Below are 19,660 nucleotides of genomic sequence, written 5' to 3' on the forward strand. Positions count from 1 at the left end.
AATACATACTGCCAGCAGATATTTTAATGCAATACCTGCTGGCAGTTTTTTATTAGCATCCTTTATTGGGTTTTTTATTTCTAAATGTATTTATGCCAAGCGCAAGGGGTTGCGCTTTACGTTATGAAAATATTCAAAGCGCCTTGTCTTCCCAATCTGCGAAGTACTGCACCAAGTAATCAATGGCCATTCGTACCCTAAGCGGCATAAAGCGTTTGTTCTGATATACAATCCAACTGCTTGCCCCGTCGCCCCAGTAAGGCTGCAATATAGGCTGTAGTCTTCCCGCCTCAACCGATGCACTAAACGTGCTTTTAGGCATATAGCCAATACCCAAACCTCGTTCACACGCATCAAGTACTGCATTCGCGTTATTACTGCGCCAGCGGCCTTTTACTTTTATATTTTCCTGCACACCATTGTTTGAAAACTTCCATACATCGTTGTTAGAAATAACGCAGCTATGTTTTTTCAATTCACTGGGGTGGGAGGGTTCGCCACATTGCGATAAGTAATCCCGGGTGGCAACGGCCATCATGGGTCGTTCAATCAGTTTACGTGCTATTAAATTTGAGTCGGCCAGTTCTCCATAGCGAATAACAAAGTCTACATCGTCTTCCACAAAGTTAACCATACGACTATTAAAATCCATATCCACAGTCAGCTCTGGGTGCGCTAACGCAAACTGCATTAATGCGGGTGCCACGGCGTGTTCGGCAAATCCGCCTGCGGCGCTTACTCGAAGAACACCATCGAGTGTTACCTGTTGAAGGCTCACCTGCTCATTGGCTTGTTGAAGGCCAATAAGCAAGTCTTTAGCGTGCTGGTAATAAAGTGCGCCGTTTTCGGTTAAATTCACTTGGCGGGTAGAGCGAGCCAATAAAACACAGCCAACTCGCTCTTCAAGACGCGCAACTTGCCTGCTGATGTGGCTGGTACTGCAACCTAGTTGCTTGGCCGCAGCTGAAAAGCCTTTGCGCTCGGCTACCGCTACAAACTCTATAATGCCTTCAAAGCTTTCCATCGAAACTTTCCATTAATTCAACGCGTGGTGATGTAAATTCGGATTATGCTTTTATTGAATAATTGTTGCTATATAGCAATAGTGATTTAACTATTTCGCATATTATCAAGTTATCAGGGATATTCTATAGTGTATGCACATGATTACTACGGCGCAGCTAATGTGCCTTACGCATAGGAAGAACCCATGAAAAAGATACTTATCCCAGTAACAAACCACGCCACACTAGGCACTACTGACCAAGCGAACGGTACTTATTCGCCGGAGATCACCCATGCAATCGATGTTTTTAACAAGCACGGCATAGATTACGATATCGCGTCTATCAATGGTGGTGCTATCCCTATTTACGGTACCGATATCGAAGACGACGATGTTAATGCCGCCGTGTTAAACAATGAAGACTTCAAACAGCGCACCAGCAACAGCATGCGCGTGTCAAACGTAAACATTAACGAATATGATGCGGTGTTCTATCCAGGGGGCTTCGGTTTATTGTCAGACTTGGCAAGCAACGAAGACTTTGCCAAGTTGTCTGCTGCCCATTATGAAAATGGCGGCATTGTTGGCGCGGTATGCCACGGCCCGGCGGCTCTATTACCTATTAAGCTAAGCAATGGCGAAGATTTAATTGCGAGCAAAGCAATTACTGGCTTTACCCGCGAAGAAGAAGTGGATTACGGCACCATTAACGATATTCCGTTTTTACTTGAAGAAGCATTAGCTCGTAAAGCTGCTAAATTCAGCAAAGTTCAGCCGTGGAATGTACATGTTATAGAAGATGAGCGCGTTATCACGGGTCAAAATCCAGCAAGTGCTCATGCTGTTGCAGAAGCTATAGTAAGCCATCTAAATAGCTAATACCTAAATAGGTATTTAAGTAAGATTGATGAGGCGTTTAAAACGCCTCTTTGTATATCTGCGCGATATCTTGTTTGCTTAGTACTCTTGGATTGTTGCGTAGTAAACGGGTGACTTTGCTCGCTTCTTCTGCCAACAAGGGAATGGCATCTTCGCTAATATCAAAATCACGCAGTGTGGCGGGGATCTCTACTTTTCTGCACAGCGCCTCAATGGCATCCACTACCTGAATAGCAACGTCTAACTGACTTTTATTGGCAACGGGTAAATGTAAAAAGCCCGCCACATCAACAAAGCGCTGCTGGCATGCCCCTATATTCCAGCGCATAACATGTGGCAACATAACTGCATTGCTCATACCGTGGGACAAATGAAAGCGACCGCCAAGCGGATAAGCAAGCGCATGCACCGCTCCCACGCCTGCGTTACCAAACGCCAAGCCTGCCATTAAGCTTCCGGTTGCCATATCTTCACGTGCTTTAACATCGTGGCCGTTTGCATACGCCAAAGGAAGTGAGTGAAAGATAAGTGTCATGGCCTTGCTAGCCAGTGCATCAGTAATAGGGCTGGCATTCACGGACAAGTAGGCCTCAAGCGCATGCACAAATGCATCTACCCCACTGGCGGCAGTAATGTGTTTGGGGCAGCTTAATGTCATTTCAGGCGTCACAATGGCCACATCGGGCAATAGGTAGTCGCTCACAATACCTTTCTTAACGTGCGCGATTGGGTCGGCCAATATGGCAATATTGGTCACTTCTGAACCCGTGCCCGCCGTGGTAGGAATGGCAATAAGCGGTAATGCCCGGCCTGCAACCAAGTTCTCGCCAAACAAGTCTGCAATATTGCCAGTGTAATCAAATGTAGCCGCAAGCACTTTGGCGCTATCGATTGCGCTACCTCCGCCAACGGCAATAATCCCGTCTACCTTATGTTGTTTTAGTCGAGCAAGCCTTTGCTCAATAATGCTTATTTCAGGTTCAGGAGGAATGTCGTCTATCACAATAGGGCATTCGCAATTCAGTACATTGTTTACATGGCTAAGTGCACCAGATTGGCTGACGCCTTTGTCGGTAATAATGGCTGGCGCTTTTATATTTAACCTTGTAAGTTCATTGGCAAGGCTCGCTAACGCACCTTCACCTGTAATGAGTTTATTGGCTGATTTGAAGACTGACACCTGCATAGTACACCTGCTGAAAAAACTGAGCCTGATGCCAATGTAGTGGGAATAGTATGTGTTTACAAATTAGTAAACGTGATGATGCGCCCAATGATTTAGAAATCAAGTAACGGCCAATCTGCTGAGAACAACCAATCCCCACAAGCTAAACCTCATTAATAAATATGTTGTCTGCACTCATATTCGCTGTTGCCAAGAGCATGGTGTGTCGCAGTTTATGATTTGTACCGAGTGCGGGCTAGTGGAGGAAGTAGCCATTTCAAATACAGCATTAGATGTGCTTACTCAGCGGGTTAATGCATCAGGGTTTTCAATGGTCAGCCCTCATTTAGAAACGGCCTGTATTTGTCACAACTGCGAATCTACCCTAAGCGCAAAATGACTAAAGTAGTGTTCTTTCAATAAACCAAAAAGCGCCAACAGTACCCATCATAATAGATACTGGGATCTGCACTCTACTTCGATACCAGGTTTTCTCGCGCACGAAAAAAGTCATTGCGAAAGCCAGTAAAATCACACTGATTTGCCCTATCTCAACACCAATATTAAAAGCCAGTAGAGATGATATAAGAGCACCTTTGGGCAAACCGTACTCATTCAATACGGCAGCAAAGCCAAGCCCGTGAAGTAAGCCAAATCCAAACACTACCAATGAACGCCATTTTGATGTGTGCTTGTAAATAGTGTTTTCTACTGCAATCCATACAATCGATAAGGCGATCAAAGGTTCAACTATATAGCCCGGTACCGCTATTATGCCTAGTGATGCCACACCCAAGGTAATAGAATGCGCGAGCGTGAAGGCGGTCACTTGCCATAATAGAGAGGCTAGCAATAGGCTTGAGAAAAACAGTCCTAAAACAAACACGATATGATCGAGCCCTTTAGGAACAATATGCAGAAAACCGGCCTTAACATACAGACTGAATTTCTGCTGCCATGACATTGAGACTAATTTACGCATTTTCTTTCGTTTCAGCGCAGCTTCATATTCCTTATCGATTAATGTTGATTGAAGTTGTAGCTCTCCCATTTCGATATCGAGAATAATATCTTCATCTTGTGGATGTGCGTTAGTGGTCAACGGCGGTAACCACAAAAGCATAAACAATAGACCGCATGCAGACCATGAAGGCGATTTAAGTACAGAAAAAGGCCCAGCATCGAGCCTATTAACTATTAACATGAATTATTCAACACTTCCGTCTAAACCACGTATTTTTAGCAGCGCCTCTATTTGAGGCTCACGACCTCTAAATTTTTTGTACAACGTCATCGCGTCTTCCGTGGACCCTTTCTCATAAATATGAGCCCGAAGTTTTTCTGCTAATTCTGGGTTAAATACATCTCCCGTTTCTTTAAATGCCGCAAAACCGTCAGAATCTAATACGGCTGAATGCACATAACTATAATATCCAGCAGCATAACCACTGGCGAAGATATGCGAGAAATAGGTAGATCGATAGCGCGGTGCGATTTCGTCAATTAACCCAATTTTTTCCATAGATGATTTTTCAAATTGGGCGGTATCTTGCAATTCATCGTCGGCTTTTAGTGTGTGCCAATCCATATCAAGTAGCGATGCAGCAAGGTATTCGGTGTTTGAAAAACCTTGATTGAATTTTGATGCTTTTAGCAGTTTGCTGATTAGCTCATCAGGGATAACGTCACCAGTTATATAATGGGTGGCGAATGTCTTAAGAATGGCTGGCTCTTTTGCCCAATGTTCTAAAATTTGCGCTGGGAACTCGGTAAAATCACGAGGCCCCGACGTGCCAGACATGCTTTGATAAGTGGTGTTGGTTAACAAGCCATGCAATGCGTGTCCAAACTCATGAAACAAAGTCGTCACGTCTTCAAAACTCAGTAATGCAGGATCATCTCCCACTGGGCCAGGGAAATTACACACGTTCACGACTACGGGACGCTCAACGCCATCAAGGTTCGACTGTCCCTTGAAGCTACTCATCCAAGCGCCGCCCCGTTTGTTTGAACGGGTAAAGTAATCACCAATAAAGATACCCAAATGGCTGCCGTCTTTATCTTTTACTTCCCACACTCTTGCATCGGGGTGATATACGTCGATATCGTGTAACTCAGTAAACGTTAATCCCCATAGTTTATTAGACGTATCGAAAACACCTTTCAGTACATTATCCAAAGATAAGTAGGGTTTTAAACTGGCTTCGTCTATTTCGTATTTTGCTTTACGTACTTTTTCTGAATATTGCCACCAGTCCCAAGCGGCTATGTTAAAGTCATGCCCTTCTGCATCAACCACTTCTTGCATGTCGGCGACTTCCTGCTTAGCCCGTGCCAACGCAGGTTGCCAAAGTTGCATTAGCAGGTTATACACGTCTTCCGGTGTCTTCACCATACGTTCCTCAAGTACGAAATGAGCATGAGTTTCATACCCCATGACGTGAGCGTGTTGTGCTCTTAGCTGCGCAATTTTAGCTGCTACTGTTTTGTTGTCGTTGGCATTATCGTTATTGCCTCTATCGATATAAGCTTTGTACAAGGTTTCGCGTAAATCGCGGCGCGAAGATTCAGTTAAAAAGGGATACATGCTGGAACGATGTGGGGTAAATACATATTTTTCTTGGTACTTGGCCTTCTCTTCATCAGTTTCAGCGGATTCCAGTTTTTGCTTAGCCGCGGTTGAGGCCGCCTGAATAACGCCGTTAGATAACCCTGCTAAATCTGATTCGTCGAGAATGAGTTCAAAGCCATTCGTTTCTGCCAACAGGTTCTGACCGTACTCGGTGGTTAATTGAGATAGTTGAGAATTTAGATTGGTAATTTCAGCTTTTTGGTGTTCTGATAACAGCGCCCCACTTCTGACAAACCCCTTGCGAGTATCTTCCAATAGCTTCAGCTGTTCAGCTGTTAGCGCTAGTGAATCGCGTGTTTGATAAAGCCTTTCAACACGCTCAAATAACGCTTTGTTAAGGCTGATTTTGTCATAGTGTGCCGATATAAGAGGGCTAAGCTCTCTTTGTAACTCTTGCATTTTAGGGTTCGTATTAGAGCCCGCAAGGTTGTAAAAAACACGCTGCACTTTCGACAGTAGCTTTCCAGAACGCTCTAATTCTTCAATGGTATTTTTAAAAGTGGGCGATGCGGGGTTGTTTACAATATTATTAATATCCGTCAGATGTTCCTCCATGCCTTTTTCAAATGCTGGCATGTAATGCTCATCTTTTATCTTACTAAAAGGTGGCACTTGGAAAGGAGTGGTATAGGCTTTAAAGAAAGGGTTGTCAGCGGCGACAACGGTGTTTGGGTCTACTTGCTCGCTTTCCGTTTCCATTGAAGTACCTTGCTCTATTTCAATTTGTTTAGAGCAAGAACCTAGTGCTACGACCAATGAAAATGCCAGCAACGACTTTTCAAGTTTTTTATTTATTATGCACATACTAATAGTCTCCTGTCGTTTTTCTAATTAACATTATTCTCTTGATTGAAACTTTTACTTTATGTTCTTTTGATCAGTCACCACAGCATTGTGAGCATGCAGACTTTCTTGGTGTTCAACCTTGAACCAATAGTCGGTAATAGACTCCAGCGACTCTAAGTAGCCTTTAACACGTCTTGCGGCATCTTCGCAGAACATTAAATTTCTGCCATTTAACCGAGCAAATTCTTGTTCATCCTCACGCTTAACGGCGGTTTGCACAGGCGTTCCAATAACGTCTTCAAACTGAAAAATGAGCTTGTCTAGATTTTCAATTTGGCTTTTCAGCTGACTTTGCGACATACACATTTTGATATAGGCGTAGGAACGTTGATTGTGCGGCGTGGCTAACGAAGGCTTAGCGCAAGATAGCCATTGCAACAGCTCCGCCTTTTTCATGTTTTCATCTGGAAATCGATTAGCAATTGAGTCGGCAATCAGTTGAGTGGCAAGAGCCGCAGAACAGGGACAGGTACTTGAGTATGGAATGGTTAAATCTAGCCAGTGTTTAGACTGCTCGGCAATACGTTGATAGGTGATGGCAATCGGGTAAACCTGATATCCAGCGTTTTGACTAAGAAGCGCTTTTTTATTTAATGGGGCTTCAAAAGATAGCTTCACCTTGGCGGAATGGCTAATGCCTTGATGAGACTCTAGCATTGATGCGATAAGTTGTGCTAAGCGTTCAACGGTGATGATCTGGTTCGCCAGTTGTTCATTAAGTTGAAGGTAAAGCCTAGACATATGAATACCTTTAACATTGGTATCTAAACTCACAAATATGTCTACCGACGCAGAAGCGGCAATAACGTCTCCGCTTGATAATTTGAGCTTGACCGGAAGACCCACTTTTTCCATTCCTACCCAATTGAGGTTTTCAATTGGATGGTCAATCGAATGAGTGGTGATATCTGGAAGCGTTTCGGGTTGATACATAAATTTTTACTACGGACGATTAAATGAAAGAGGAAGTGCAACAGACGATTCATTGAAACGGTTGCCATCAAATACTTTGGTACCGTTGACGAAGGTTGCGGCAATGCTGTGGTTGAAGGTTTGACCGTTAAAGGGGGTCCATCCACATAAATAGTGACAGTTATCGTGACGCACTTCAGTGCTTTGGTTAGGAGCAACTAAAACGAAATCGGCGAAATACCCTTCGCGAATAAAACCCCGTTTGTTGATGTGATAGCGCTTCGCTGGACTATGCGATACTTTTTCTACTAGCGTTGTAAGGCTGAAAGATCCGCCTTTAGCGAGTTCTAGTAAACTAAGTAATGCATGCTGTACTAAAGGCAGGCCTGCCGGAGCCGCCATAAATTCTTGGTTTTTCTCTTTAAAAGTATGTGGCGCATGATCGGTGGCAATGATATCGATGCGATCTTCGTTTATAGACTTAATCAAAGCTAGGCGGTCTGATTCGGCCTTAATGGCTGGATTACACTTAATGAGATTCCCCAATCGGTCGTAGTCGGTTTGGTTAAACCATAAATGATGCACACAGGCTTCAGCGGTAATTTTTTTGTCTTCAATGGGGCCGGGTTGAAATAGCGACATTTCCTTCTCGGTGGTGAGGTGAAGTACATGAAGATCACTATTAAATTTTTTTGCCAAGTTTACGGCATATGAGGAAGACTGATAGCATGCTTCGGCATCACGTATTAAGGGGTGATCGGCGGCCGTTAAGGTTGTTTTTTGGTGGCTGATTCTGGCAAGGTTTTGGTTTATAACATCCCCTTTCTCACAATGCGCCACAATAAGGGTAGGGCAATCTCTAAAAATCCTTTCAAGTGCATTTGGGTGTTCAACCAATAAATCGCCTGTAGATGCCCCCATGAATACCTTTATGCCACATACCCAGCTAGGGTCGATACGCTTTATCTGCTCAATATTGTCTGGCGTTGCACCTAAGTAAAACGAATAGTTTGCTAAAGAAGATTGTTTAGCAATATCGTGTTTTGCCTTAAGCGCTTCAAGGGTGGTTGTTGAAGGTTTTACATTGGGCATTTCCATATAGCTGGTAATGCCGCCAGCTACCGCCGCGCACGATTCAGTTGCGATGGTACCTTTATTTACCAAGCCCGGTTCACGAAAATGCACCTGATCGTCAATCATACCAGGGAGCAATAACAAACCCTCTGCTTCATGAACTAGGTCACCGCGCTGAACTGTAATATTGTTTTCAATTTTACTGATAAGCCTATTTTCAATCGATAAATCAGCGTCGAAAATATTACCTTCGTTTATTACTTTGGCGTTTTTAATTATCTGTTTTTGCATAATTTAAATTTAGGAAAATGAGTTGATTAGAATCTTTTCATCGAAGTCTAATGATGTTTTAATTATGTTATAACATAACATATAACGGCGAGGGAAGGATGCTGTTTACCGATTTTGAAGAAACCGAAAATTACGCCAGTTATATATTTTTCTGGCATTGAGGTTTATTTAGTGAGGGAAAGGTACAAAAAAGCCGCAGATATTATCCGCGGCTTTTAACATTATATACAGCAAGTAAAATGCGTTTACTTGGCTTTTGATTATTTAGCTTTGCCTTGCTTAGCAACGGCATCCATCATCGCTTTAATCGCTTCTGGATCGCCTAGGTATTCTTTAGAGATAGGCTTCAAGTTTTCGTCTAGCTCATAAACCAAAGGTACGCCGGTTGGAATATTTAGGCTTAGTACGTCTTCATCAGACATACCATCTAAGTATTTAACTAATGCACGAAGGCTATTGCCGTGAGCCGCGATAATAACGCGCTTGCCAGCTTGAATATCAGGGCGAATAACATCGTGCCAGTAAGGAAGTACACGCTCGATGGTCATCTTCAAGCTTTCACCGCGAGGAAGAATCTCGGCATCAACGTTATTGTAACGACGATCAACCCCTGGGAAGTGTTCGCTGTCAGTATCGACTGCTGGTGGTGGAATATCGAAACTACGACGCCAAACTTTAACTTGCTCTTCACCATGCTTAGCAGCCGTTTCAGCTTTGTCTAACCCTGTAAGCGCACCGTAGTGACGCTCGTTCAAACGCCAGTGACGTTCAACAGGTAGGTAATGTTGACCCATTTCTTCCAAAGAGATATTCAACGTTTTGATAGCACGAAGCAATACAGACGTGTAAGCCTGATCGAATTCAAAACCTGCTTCTTTCATCAACTGACCAGCGGTTTTAGCTTGTGCTACACCTGTGTCAGTTAAGTCGACGTCGTGCCAACCAGTGAAACGATTTTCAAGGTTCCACTGACTTTCTCCATGACGAATAAGTACCAGTTTATACATAGTAAGGTTACCTGCGGCGTTAAAGTGAAAATGTCCAACGAATGCCAATGAAATGGTGCGTCAGACGGATACGAAAAAAGATGAACGCTATCATCGTTGATCGGCAACGAAAAATCCAGTTTCGAAAAGCCAAGTTTAACAGGTAAGACTAGCCAAGTAGCACAGCAGCCCCTTTAGATACAACCTAACTGCTAGGCTAACGGTATGAAATCAACATGAACTTTTTTTCACTTTGTTACCGTATACAGCTATAAGTGAGAGTGGGTAGGAGCGCTAATTCATTCCAGTGTGGAATAGAAGTGCGAAATAGCACTGCAATTCATCTATTGATAGCGCTTCCTGACTTGCTCCTAAAACTATATTTATGACAGGCAAATAAGGATGGTGAGCGCGTGAAATATCAATCTTTTTCCAATATCGATGTCGATGGCAATTCCTTCAAGGCAATTAGCTTTGACAAAGTAAATGAGAACTTTGCGCTCGACCGATTACCCTACTGTATTAAAATCCTTCTTGAAAACTTACTTCGTCACGAAAACGAAGAGTTTGTAACCAGTGACGACATTGAACAAGTCGCTACGTGGAATACGGAAAATCATGTTGAACATGAAGTCTCTTTCGTTCCAGCTAGGGTTATCTTGCAAGACTTCACTGGTGTGCCAGCTATTGTTGATTTGGCTGCCATGCGCGATGCGGTTAACAAGCTTGGCGGCGATGCAAAATCCATTAATCCGTTAAACCCCGTAGAGTTAGTGATTGACCATTCAGTAATGGTTGATTTCTTCGCAGAAGAAAATGCGTTAGAAAAAAACACTGACGTTGAAATTGAGCGAAATAAAGAGCGTTACCAATTTTTAAAGTGGGGGCAATCTAGCTTCGATAATTTCAAAGTAGTCCCTCCAGGTCGAGGCATTGTTCACCAAGTTAACCTTGAATACCTTGCCCGTGTTGCCTTCACGAAACAAGAGGGGGACGATACCTTAGTGTATCCCGATACGCTAGTAGGTACCGATTCGCACACCACTATGATTAATGGCCTTGGCGTATTAGGCTGGGGGGTAGGCGGTATTGAAGCTGAAGCGGCTATGTTGGGCCAACCCGTTACCATGCTACTTCCAAAAGTTGTGGGGTTTCGTTTAGACGGTGAGCTACCTACCGGTGTGACCGCGACGGATATGGTGTTAACAATCACCCAGCAACTTCGTGCACATGGCGTTGTGGGTAAGTTCGTAGAATTCTATGGCCCAGGCTTGAAGCATTTAACCACTGCCGATCGCGCCACTATTGCCAATATGGCACCGGAATATGGCGCAACCTGTGGCATATTTCCCATTGATGCAGTCGCGCTAGATTATTTGCGCTTAACCGGGCGTGACGAATCCCAGATTGAACTTGTTGAAGCCTACGCGAAAGAAAGTTCCCTATGGCACGATGATTTCACTAAAGATGCGGAATATCACGAGACGCTAGAACTAGACTTAAATGATGTTGTCCCTTCTATTGCTGGGCCAAAACGCCCCCAAGATAGGATTGCATTAGATAATGCGGCGAAAGCATTCAATGAATGGCATCGCTCACAAATTGATGTGAAAGTGTTAGACGAGGAAACAGAGTTTGTCGCTGAAGGCGGCGCAGTACCAGAAGTGAATGAAGAGCACGACTCCTATGTAGAATTTCGTGGAAATAAATTTAACTTAGAAGATGGCGCCATTGTTATTGCGGCTATTACCAGTTGTACCAACACATCAAACCCCTCGGTGCTTATTGGAGCAGGGTTACTAGCGAAAAAAGCGGCGGAAAAAGGCTTAACCCGGAAGCCTTGGGTAAAAACCTCTTTAGCCCCTGGGTCGCAGGTGGTGACTCAGTACCTTGAAGATGCAAACCTGATGGACCCACTAGAAGCACTCGGTTTCAACCTTGTGGGTTATGGTTGCACCACCTGTATTGGTAACTCAGGCCCCTTGCCTGATGCGATCAGCGATGCCATTAAAAAGGCCAAGCTTACTGTTACCTCTGTATTGTCAGGGAACCGTAACTTCGAAGGTCGTATTCATTCAGACGTTGCGGCTAATTATTTAGCATCCCCGCCGTTGGTCGTGGCCTATGCCTTAGCCGGTAATATGAATATTGATATTACTAAAGAGCCATTAGGGTTAGGCAGCAATGGCGAGCCGGTGTATTTAAAAGATATCTGGCCTAGTGAAGATGAAATTCAAAGCCATATTGCGGAACATGTCACTAGTGATATCTTCAAAGCAAAATACGCCGACGTATTTAAAGGCAGTGGTGTGTGGAATGACCTAACGGTAAGTTCAACATCGGTATACGACTGGCCTGATTCTACCTATATTAAACATCCGCCATTTTTCCAAACAATGGGCGAAGAACCCGAAGCACTGAGTGCTATCGAGAACGCGCGATGCTTGGTGAAAGTGGGCGATTCAATCACCACAGACCATATTTCTCCGGCAGGCGCGATAGCGCCAGACAGTCCTGCAGGTGAATACTTGCAAGCAGAAGGGGTAAATACCAAAGACTTTAATTCTTATGGTTCTAGACGAGGTAACCACGAAGTGATGATGCGAGGTACCTTTGCTAATGTTCGTTTGCAGAATCAATTAGCGCCGGGTACGAAGGGCAGTGCAACTACCCATTACCCAAGCGGTGATGCAATGTCTATCTACCATGCTGCTATGCGTTATAAAGAAGAAGGAGTTGGCGCTGTTGTCGTCGGCGGGAAAGAATATGGCACTGGTTCTAGCCGAGATTGGGCAGCAAAAGGGCCTTCATTGATGGGCGTGAAAGCCGTTATGGTGGAAAGCTATGAACGTATTCATCGTTCTAACCTAATTGGTATGGGCATATTACCGTTGCAGTTTAAACCCGGCGACAGTGCGAGTAGTTTGGGTATAAATGGCAACGAAACCTTTTCAATTGGGCCGGTAAGCCGAGATCAAAAAGAAGTGGATGTAACCGTAACGTCTGATGCAGGCGAGTCGCAAACGTTCTCGATGGATATTCGAATCGATACATCGAACGAATTCACTTATTTCGAAAACGGCGGTATTTTGCACTATGTTATTCGCCAATACTTGAAGAAATAGTGATTGGATAAAAAGCGGCGTTAAGCGTTTTAGTATGCTGGCGAACCAAAGTAAAAAGCCCGATGAAATATCGGGCTTTTATGTAGCGTAACGGATAAATTAATAGAATCGCTTAGAGCAGATTATCTCTTTAATGTTAGAGCCAATTGCCGCACGTTTTTCGCAGCGTAAGTCTTGCGCTTTCGCGCCATACAATGCAATGTGTTCATCTACATAGGGTTGCATCGAGGTCTTAAAATCTTCTGGCAAAGCGTCACGAATAGAACGAAAAGAACGATTCCACTCAGCTGTTTTTTGTTCCATAGCGACTTTTAACCATAACCAACCTTCTTCATAATTAGGCTCGATACCCCACCCCTGAAAATACATTTGAGCTAAGTAATACTGAGATGATTTATTACCTAATTTCGCGCCTTCTAATAATTTAGTATAGGCTTCATCATATTTTTCAGCTTTCAGCGCATACAAACCACCTTCAACAATCGAAAGATATTCACTCTTCCACATTTTGTCTTTGGTGCTCGATTGGGCTTCTGCCGCCGTTGATATTAGTGTGCTAGTGCATAACAACGCAAAAACTATTGCTTTCATATTGGTTTCCTTTCCTTTAGTGATAAACGTATTAGTATTATTTATACTGTTACAGCTAAATCTTCAAAATTAGAGTGTTAGTAAATATTTCATGGTTAGTCGCCGCCCACGATTTGTACCTGTGGAATATCGGTGTCGCCCTTAATAACTTTACAAATAGCATCTTGTACTAAGGTTCGCATACCATCTTGGGTAGCTTGTTTTTTCATTTCTGCAACACTGGCTTCTTTGTAAACCAAAGAGCGTAGCTCAGGTGTCATTCCTAGTAGCTCATGAACCCCTGTTCTGCCTTTGTAGCCCGTGTTACCACACTCTTCGCAGCCTTTTGCCCTGTAGAGTTTGAGTGGAGAAGGCAACGCTAATTCATCTAGCATCTGCGCGCCGTACTGCCGTTTAATGAAGGCCATGTCAGTATCACTGGCTACATACTCTTCCTTACACTTACCACAAAGGGTTCGAATAAGACGCTGGGCTAATATACCTACACAGGCATCTGAGAAGTTAACAGGATCTAACCCTAAATCCAATAGACGTGTAATGGTCTCTGGGGCAGAGTTGGTATGCAGGGTAGATAACACCAAGTGACCAGTAAGAGAAGCTTCAATGCCAGCATGAGCTGTTTCTTTGTCACGCATCTCACCAATAAGAATAATATCGGGGTCGGCACGCAAAAATGCCCGTAGGGCGTTAGCAAAAGTGAAGCCTATTTTGGGGCTTACCTGCACCTGCTGTAAACCGGGTTGAGTAATCTCTACGGGGTCTTCTGCTGTCCATATTTTCTTTTCTGGGGTGTTTAGGTAACCCAAAATAGCATGCAAGGTGGTGGTTTTACCGGAACCAGTTGGGCCCACCACTAATAAGATGCCATGTGGCTTTTTAATCATGTCTTCTAAGCGCTTCAAATTGGTAGGCGCTAAGTTCATTTTCTCGATAGGCATGGCACCACCAGACGCGAGCAAACGCATTACCACGCCTTCGCCGGCGACAGTAGGGATAGTCGCCACACGTACTTCTACCAGTTGCCCATTCATTTTGAAAGCAAGTTTACCGTCTTGAGGTACACGCTTCTCTGCAATGTTTAGGTTAGACATAATTTTAATACGGGCAATAACCGCATTGTGGTGGGAGTTAGGCACCTTGTTCATGTCGCGGCATACACCGTCAACGCGCATTCTTACACGAGTAGGGGCATTCTTCTCTGGATCGATATGAATATCAGACGCGCCAAGGCGTTTTGCATCGTGTAATACACGGCTAACCAAACGTACTACCGCAGGCGCATCGTCGGAAAGCTCATCGACATGTTCGTCGTTTTCCTCGCTTGATAAACCAATTTCATCAAGAATTTCATTCATGTCACCTGGGGCGCTACCGCCGCCACCTTCACCTAAATACTGGAGTATTTGATGAGGCAAGCCAACCGCAATTTCATAGCTTTCAATACCCAATGCGCTTTCTGTTTCCATCAACAGCGCGGCATTGTTAGGCTCTGCCATTAACACAATAGGGTTGTCTTCCACATCAGAAATAACCGCAACATGATTACGTTTAAGATAAGAGAGGTTTAGTTTACTTTCACCTTCATAACGATGATATTTATCAGGTAAATAGCCAATAAAGGGAACCTGATAATGAATAGAAAGTGAATGCCCAATTTCATGCTCAGGTACGCGATGCTCAGACATCAACCCCTGTACAATAGTGCGGGTGTCATTAGAGGTAGATAGCAGTGCTTTTAACGCAGGTTCGTTTATTAAGCCTTTATGGAGTAGAGAATCAAACGGATTGTTTGTACCACCAAGTTCATAGCGAAATTTAGCCCCTAATACTAATGCTAAATCATTTGCACGGGTTAAATCATTATCATCAAAACTGCCGTGTTGTTTATTGATAATTTGCATCACGCCCATTAACACGCCGGCATTAAGAATAGGCACACATAAAATGTTAGTGGTTTTAAAGTCGTTATCTTTATCAAACTTATCAGCAAACCGTAAACGCGGGTGAATAGCTTTAAGCTCTGCAGTGTTATAAGGGTCAGCTATGAGTAAAGGCTGTTGTGAGATAGCGACATAGCCCGCAATAGACATGGGGCTAATAGGCACCTTAATCTCTAGGGTTTCTTTACCCGTTTTAAAGCGAGCGACCAAGTCTTGGTGTTGTCGGCGGCGCTGAAAGATGCTCATACGGGTAGCACCAAACATGTTAAGGATGATGGGCTCTAGCAAACTGTAAGCATCTAATAAAGACGAGTGGTTATTCAGAATGCGTTTAACATGAGTGAAAATATGCTGACTGTCTTCTACTTCCATAGTGTTCTTAGCACAGCGTAACGCTGCTATATCCAAATTTGATTAAACATTGTGGCATTCGTTTTACCACCTTATAGGTATAGCGCTTTAACGGCAATACTACTTACCTCAAGGTAGCTCAACAATAGCGTAACTTTACATTACCTGTTAAAAAGAAGCAGCTGTACTTAAGTCATAGATTTGCAATTAATGTGTACAAAAAGCGATCTAGCGGTTGCAATGTATCCTGCCTTCTGTATAATTCGCGCCCACTGCCCAAATAGGGCAATGTTTCTAGCCGCGACCTCACTGCTTTTAGGGTGGTTGCCAGCGTAGCAAGCGAAATCGATAAGATAAGACTGCTACAGGCGTGTTAGGAAAAAGAACAGGGTTCCAATTGGGAACCATCGGTTTACGCACATCTTTTCTTTCCAGAATAAAGTGGAAGAGAAAAGGTGAATTTTTTTGTTCTTTCGATTGGAGCTTAATCGATGCCAAATCAAAGAATTCGTATTCGTTTGAAAGCGTTTGATCACAAGTTGATCGATCAGTCTACGGCTGAAATCGTTGAAACGGCGAAACGTACTGGTGCTCAGGTCAGCGGTCCTATTCCTCTGCCTACTCGCAAAGAACGCTATACAGTATTGACATCTCCTCACGTAAATAAAGATGCACGTGATCAATATGAGATTCGTACTCACAAGCGTTTAGTAGACATCATTGAGCCAACTGATAAAACAGTTGACGCATTGATGCGTTTGGACTTGGCTGCCGGTGTTGATGTTCAAATCAGCCTGGGCTAACAAGAGAGGGTAATAACAATGGCGATTGGTCTAGTCGGTCGTAAAGTGGGTATGACTCGCATCTTCACTGAAGATGGTACGTCTATCCCTGTGACTGTTATTGAAGCGACCCCAAACCGTGTTACTCAGTTACGCACTGAAGAACTTGACGGTTATCGCGCTCTTCAGGTTACTACTGGAAGCAAGAAAACGAACCGCGTTAACAAAGCTGAAGCAGGTCATTTTGCTAAAGCTGGTGTTGAAGCAGGTCGTGCTCTAGTAGAATTCCGCCTGGAAGATAACGAAGGTGGCGATATTGAAGTAGGCAGTGAAATCACTGTTGAAATCTTTAACGACACTAAAAAGATTGATGTCACTGGTACATCAAAAGGTAAAGGTTTTGCTGGCGCGATCAAACGTTGGAACTTTAGTTCACAGCGTATGACTCACGGTAACTCTTTGTCTCACCGTGCACCTGGTTCGATTGGCCAAAACCAATCACCTGGTAAAGTTTTCAAAGGTAAGAAAATGGCTGGTCAGCTTGGTAACAAGCAAGTGACTACCCAATCTTTGGAAGTGGTACGTGTAGACGTAGAAAACAGCCTAATCCTTGTTAAAGGTGCCGTACCTGGCGCAACTGGCGGCGATGTAATCGTTAAGCCAGCTGTTAAAGCGTAACGTCTGGGGAGTGAACTGATGGAATTAACATTGAAAGATGCGCAAAGCGCTCTTGAAGTATCCGAAGCGACCTTTGGACGTGAATTCAACGAAGCCTTGGTACACCAAGTCGTTGTAGCTTACGGTGCAGGTGCTCGTCAGGGTACAAAGGCGCAGAAGACTCGCGCTGAAGTACGTGGTGGTGGTAAGAAGCCATGGCGTCAAAAAGGCACAGGTCGTGCTCGTGCTGGTACTATCCGCAGCCCAATTTGGGTTGGTGGTGGTCGTGCATTCGCAGCCAAGCCTCGTGACTTTGATCAAAAAGTTAACAAGAAAATGTATCGTGGTGCTATCAAAAGCATCTTGTCTGAACTAATCCGTCAAGACCGTTTGGTTGTGGTAGAGAAGTTTGGTGTGGAAGCACCTAAGACAAAAGAACTTATTGCTAAGCTTAACGACTATGAACTAAATGATGTTCTTATCGTTACTGCTGATGTTGATGAGAACTTGTTCCTAGCGGCACGCAACTTGTACAAAGTTGACGTACGTGATGTTGCAGGCATCGACCCAGTAAGTTTGATTGCATTTGAAAAAGTGCTAATTACAGCTGATGCGGTTAAACAACTTGAGGAGGCGTTAGCATGAAAGAAGAACGTCTACTGAAGGTGCTTTTAGCACCGCATGTTTCAGAAAAGTCTACTATGGCTGCTGAAGCAAGCAACACGGTTGTATTTAAAGTAGCGAAAGATTCGAACAAAGCTGAAATCAAAGCTGCAGTTGAAAAACTGTTTGAAGTTGAGGTTGAAGGCGTTCGCACTGTAAACGTTAAGGGTAAAACCAAGCGTCACGGTCAGTCTTTCGGTAAACGCAGTGACTGGAAAAAGGCCTACGTGGTTCTTAAAGAAGGTCAGGACATCGACTTTGTCGGTGGCGCTGAGTAAGAAGGGGATTAGAAATGCCATTATTGAAAGCTAAGCCAACTTCTGCCGGTCGTCGTCACGTTGTTCAGGTTACTAACCCTGACCTTCACAAAGGCGCGCCTTACGCACCTTTGCTAGAAAAGAACAGCAAATCTGGCGGTCGTAACAACCATGGTCGTATTACAACTCGTCATATTGGTGGTGGTCATAAACAACACTACCGTTTGATTGACTTTAAACGCAACAAAGACGGCATTCCAGCCGCTGTTGAGCGTTTAGAATACGATCCTAACCGTTCTGCTAACATTGCACTAGTATTGTATGCAGATGGTGAGCGTCGTTACATTCTGGCTCCAAAGGGTATGAAAGCTGGTGATGCAATCCAGTCTGGTTCGGATGCTCCGATCAAGTCTGGTAACACATTGCCAATGCGTAATATCCCAGTAGGTTCTGTTGTACACGCAATTGAAATGAAGCCTGGTAAAGGTGCACAAATTGCACGTTCTGCCGGTGCTTATGCTCAGATCCTAGCACGTGACGGAAACTACGTTACCTTGCGTCTACGTTCTGGCGAAATGCGTAAAGTACTATCTGATTGCCGCGCCACCATTGGTGAAGTAGGCAATGCAGAGCACATGCTGCGTTCACTGGGTAAAGCCGGTGCAACCCGCTGGCGTGGTGTTCGTCCTACAGTTCGTGGTGTTGCCATGAACCCAGTAGACCACCCACACGGTGGTGGTGAAGGACGCACGTCGGGTGGTCGTCATCCAGTATCTCCTTGGGGTGTTCCTACTAAAGGTAAGAAAACCCGAAGTAACAAGCGTACCGATAAACTTATCGTACGTCGTCGTAATAAGTAACAGCGAGGATTCACCATGCCACGTTCTCTCAAGAAGGGTCCATTTATTGACCTTCACTTGCTGAAGAAGGTAGAGGCTGCAGTGGAAAAGAACGAACGTAAACCAATTAAGACTTGGTCTCGTCGTTCTATGATCATCCCAGATATGATTGGGTTGACCATTGCGGTCCATAACGGTCGCCAGCACGTTCCAGTCATCATCAGCGATGAAATGGTCGGCCACAAGTTGGGCGAATTTGCGCCAACGCGTACTTACCGCGGCCATGTCGCGGATAAGAAAAGCAAACGATAAGGGGTAGGATAAATGGAAGCATTAGCTAAACACCGTTTTGCCCGCTCGTCTGCTCAAAAAGCACGCTTGGTAGCGGATCAAATTCGCGGTATGCACGTTGAGAAAGCGCTTGAGCTACTTACGTACAGCCCGAAGAAAAGCGCAGCGCTGGTTAAGAAAGTTTTGGAATCTGCGATTGCAAATGCAGAACACAATGAAGGCGCTGACATCGACGAATTAGTCGTTGCCAAAGTTTTCGTTGACGAAGGTCCAACTATGAAACGTATCAAGCCACGTGCCAAAGGCCGTGCAGATCGTATCTTTAAGCGTAGCAGTCACATCACTGTGGTTGTAGCGGATAACTAGGAGTAGA

Annotated in this window: 19 protein-coding genes; 10 read left to right on the forward strand and 9 right to left on the reverse strand. The window is 44.2% G+C overall.

Features of this window, described 5'->3' with window-relative positions:
- Positions 1 to 133: 133 nt before the first annotated feature.
- Positions 134 to 1,024 carry a LysR family transcriptional regulator gene (locus FLAVO9R_RS01580; protein ID WP_159528192.1) on the reverse strand — a complete coding sequence of 297 codons (891 nt, stop codon included), beginning with the start codon at positions 1,022 to 1,024 and terminating at the stop codon, positions 134 to 136.
- A 186-nt stretch (positions 1,025 to 1,210) separates the two neighbouring features.
- On the opposite strand from FLAVO9R_RS01580, the gene FLAVO9R_RS01585 reads away from it, so the two are divergent.
- Positions 1,211 to 1,885 carry a type 1 glutamine amidotransferase domain-containing protein gene (locus FLAVO9R_RS01585; RefSeq protein ID WP_159528194.1) on the forward strand — a complete coding sequence of 225 codons (675 nt, stop codon included), beginning with the start codon at positions 1,211 to 1,213 and terminating at the stop codon, positions 1,883 to 1,885.
- A 37-nt stretch (positions 1,886 to 1,922) separates the two neighbouring features.
- Here the strand turns inward: FLAVO9R_RS01585 and FLAVO9R_RS01590 are convergent, their stop codons facing one another.
- A complete protein-coding gene (locus FLAVO9R_RS01590; RefSeq protein WP_159528195.1) occupies positions 1,923 to 3,071 on the reverse strand; it encodes an iron-containing alcohol dehydrogenase in 1,149 nt (382 codons plus the stop codon).
- Positions 3,072 to 3,273: 202 nt separating this feature from the next.
- On the opposite strand from FLAVO9R_RS01590, the gene FLAVO9R_RS01595 reads away from it, so the two are divergent.
- Positions 3,274 to 3,450 carry a hypothetical protein gene (locus FLAVO9R_RS01595; protein ID WP_159528197.1) on the forward strand — a complete coding sequence of 59 codons (177 nt, stop codon included), beginning with the start codon at positions 3,274 to 3,276 and terminating at the stop codon, positions 3,448 to 3,450.
- Here the strand turns inward: FLAVO9R_RS01595 and FLAVO9R_RS01600 are convergent, their stop codons facing one another.
- From FLAVO9R_RS01600 to gpmA, 5 genes are all read right to left on the reverse strand, one after another.
- Entirely contained in the window at positions 3,451 to 4,254 is an 804-nt protein-coding gene (locus FLAVO9R_RS01600) for a HupE/UreJ family protein (protein ID WP_159528199.1), read from the reverse strand.
- A 3-nt stretch (positions 4,255 to 4,257) separates the two neighbouring features.
- Positions 4,258 to 6,486 carry a M3 family metallopeptidase gene (locus FLAVO9R_RS01605; RefSeq protein WP_159528201.1) on the reverse strand — a complete coding sequence of 743 codons (2,229 nt, stop codon included), beginning with the start codon at positions 6,484 to 6,486 and terminating at the stop codon, positions 4,258 to 4,260.
- A gap of 54 nt (positions 6,487 to 6,540) precedes the next feature.
- A complete protein-coding gene (folE2, locus tag FLAVO9R_RS01610) occupies positions 6,541 to 7,461 on the reverse strand; it encodes a GTP cyclohydrolase FolE2 (protein WP_159528203.1) in 921 nt (306 codons plus the stop codon).
- 9 nt (positions 7,462 to 7,470) lie between these two features.
- Positions 7,471 to 8,805 (reverse strand): dihydroorotase, encoded by a 1,335-nt coding sequence (locus FLAVO9R_RS01615; protein WP_159528205.1) that lies wholly within the window; start codon positions 8,803 to 8,805, stop codon positions 7,471 to 7,473.
- 260 nt (positions 8,806 to 9,065) lie between these two features.
- Positions 9,066 to 9,812, reverse strand: a complete 747-nt coding sequence (gene gpmA, locus FLAVO9R_RS01620) for a 2,3-diphosphoglycerate-dependent phosphoglycerate mutase (protein WP_159528207.1) — start codon at positions 9,810 to 9,812, stop codon at positions 9,066 to 9,068.
- Positions 9,813 to 10,204: 392 nt separating this feature from the next.
- Between gpmA and acnA the strand changes: the two genes are divergently transcribed.
- Positions 10,205 to 12,916 (forward strand): aconitate hydratase AcnA, encoded by a 2,712-nt coding sequence (gene acnA / locus FLAVO9R_RS01625; RefSeq protein WP_159528209.1) that lies wholly within the window; start codon positions 10,205 to 10,207, stop codon positions 12,914 to 12,916.
- Positions 12,917 to 13,015: 99 nt separating this feature from the next.
- Here acnA and FLAVO9R_RS01630 read toward each other — a convergent pair whose 3' ends face one another.
- The gene (locus FLAVO9R_RS01630) at positions 13,016 to 13,507 is read right to left on the reverse strand and encodes a hypothetical protein (protein ID WP_159528211.1); all 492 of its coding nucleotides are present in this window, start codon (positions 13,505 to 13,507) and stop codon (positions 13,016 to 13,018) included.
- Positions 13,508 to 13,602: 95 nt separating this feature from the next.
- Positions 13,603 to 15,819: a GspE/PulE family protein gene (locus FLAVO9R_RS01635; protein WP_159528213.1), complete on the reverse strand. Its 2,217-nt coding sequence runs from the start codon at positions 15,817 to 15,819 to the stop codon at positions 13,603 to 13,605.
- Between the two features lie 470 nt (positions 15,820 to 16,289).
- Between FLAVO9R_RS01635 and rpsJ the strand changes: the two genes are divergently transcribed.
- Genes rpsJ through rplV form a run of 7 tightly spaced genes read left to right on the forward strand, consistent with a single transcriptional unit; the run spans position 16,290 to position 19,653 of the window.
- Positions 16,290 to 16,601, forward strand: coding sequence for a 30S ribosomal protein S10 (gene rpsJ, locus FLAVO9R_RS01640; protein ID WP_006012796.1), 312 nt, complete (start codon positions 16,290 to 16,292; stop codon positions 16,599 to 16,601).
- A gap of 18 nt (positions 16,602 to 16,619) precedes the next feature.
- Positions 16,620 to 17,258 (forward strand): 50S ribosomal protein L3, encoded by a 639-nt coding sequence (rplC, locus tag FLAVO9R_RS01645; RefSeq protein WP_013785735.1) that lies wholly within the window; start codon positions 16,620 to 16,622, stop codon positions 17,256 to 17,258.
- Between the two features lie 18 nt (positions 17,259 to 17,276).
- A complete protein-coding gene (gene rplD / locus FLAVO9R_RS01650) occupies positions 17,277 to 17,882 on the forward strand; it encodes a 50S ribosomal protein L4 (protein WP_013785734.1) in 606 nt (201 codons plus the stop codon).
- A complete protein-coding gene (rplW, locus tag FLAVO9R_RS01655; RefSeq protein ID WP_013785733.1) occupies positions 17,879 to 18,178 on the forward strand; it encodes a 50S ribosomal protein L23 in 300 nt (99 codons plus the stop codon). The genes rplD and rplW overlap by 4 nt, the downstream gene beginning before the upstream one ends.
- 14 nt (positions 18,179 to 18,192) lie before the next feature.
- Positions 18,193 to 19,017 (forward strand): 50S ribosomal protein L2, encoded by an 825-nt coding sequence (gene rplB / locus FLAVO9R_RS01660; protein ID WP_013785732.1) that lies wholly within the window; start codon positions 18,193 to 18,195, stop codon positions 19,015 to 19,017.
- Positions 19,018 to 19,032: 15 nt separating this feature from the next.
- Positions 19,033 to 19,308 carry a 30S ribosomal protein S19 gene (gene rpsS, locus FLAVO9R_RS01665; protein ID WP_013785731.1) on the forward strand — a complete coding sequence of 92 codons (276 nt, stop codon included), beginning with the start codon at positions 19,033 to 19,035 and terminating at the stop codon, positions 19,306 to 19,308.
- A gap of 12 nt (positions 19,309 to 19,320) precedes the next feature.
- Positions 19,321 to 19,653, forward strand: a complete 333-nt coding sequence (rplV, locus tag FLAVO9R_RS01670) for a 50S ribosomal protein L22 (protein WP_013785730.1) — start codon at positions 19,321 to 19,323, stop codon at positions 19,651 to 19,653.
- The last annotated feature ends 7 nt before the right edge of the window (positions 19,654 to 19,660 follow it).

Origin of the sequence: Alteromonas sp. 38 (assembly GCF_902506055.1) — a bacterium.
GTDB classification, from domain to species: domain Bacteria; phylum Pseudomonadota; class Gammaproteobacteria; order Enterobacterales; family Alteromonadaceae; genus Alteromonas; species Alteromonas lipotrueae.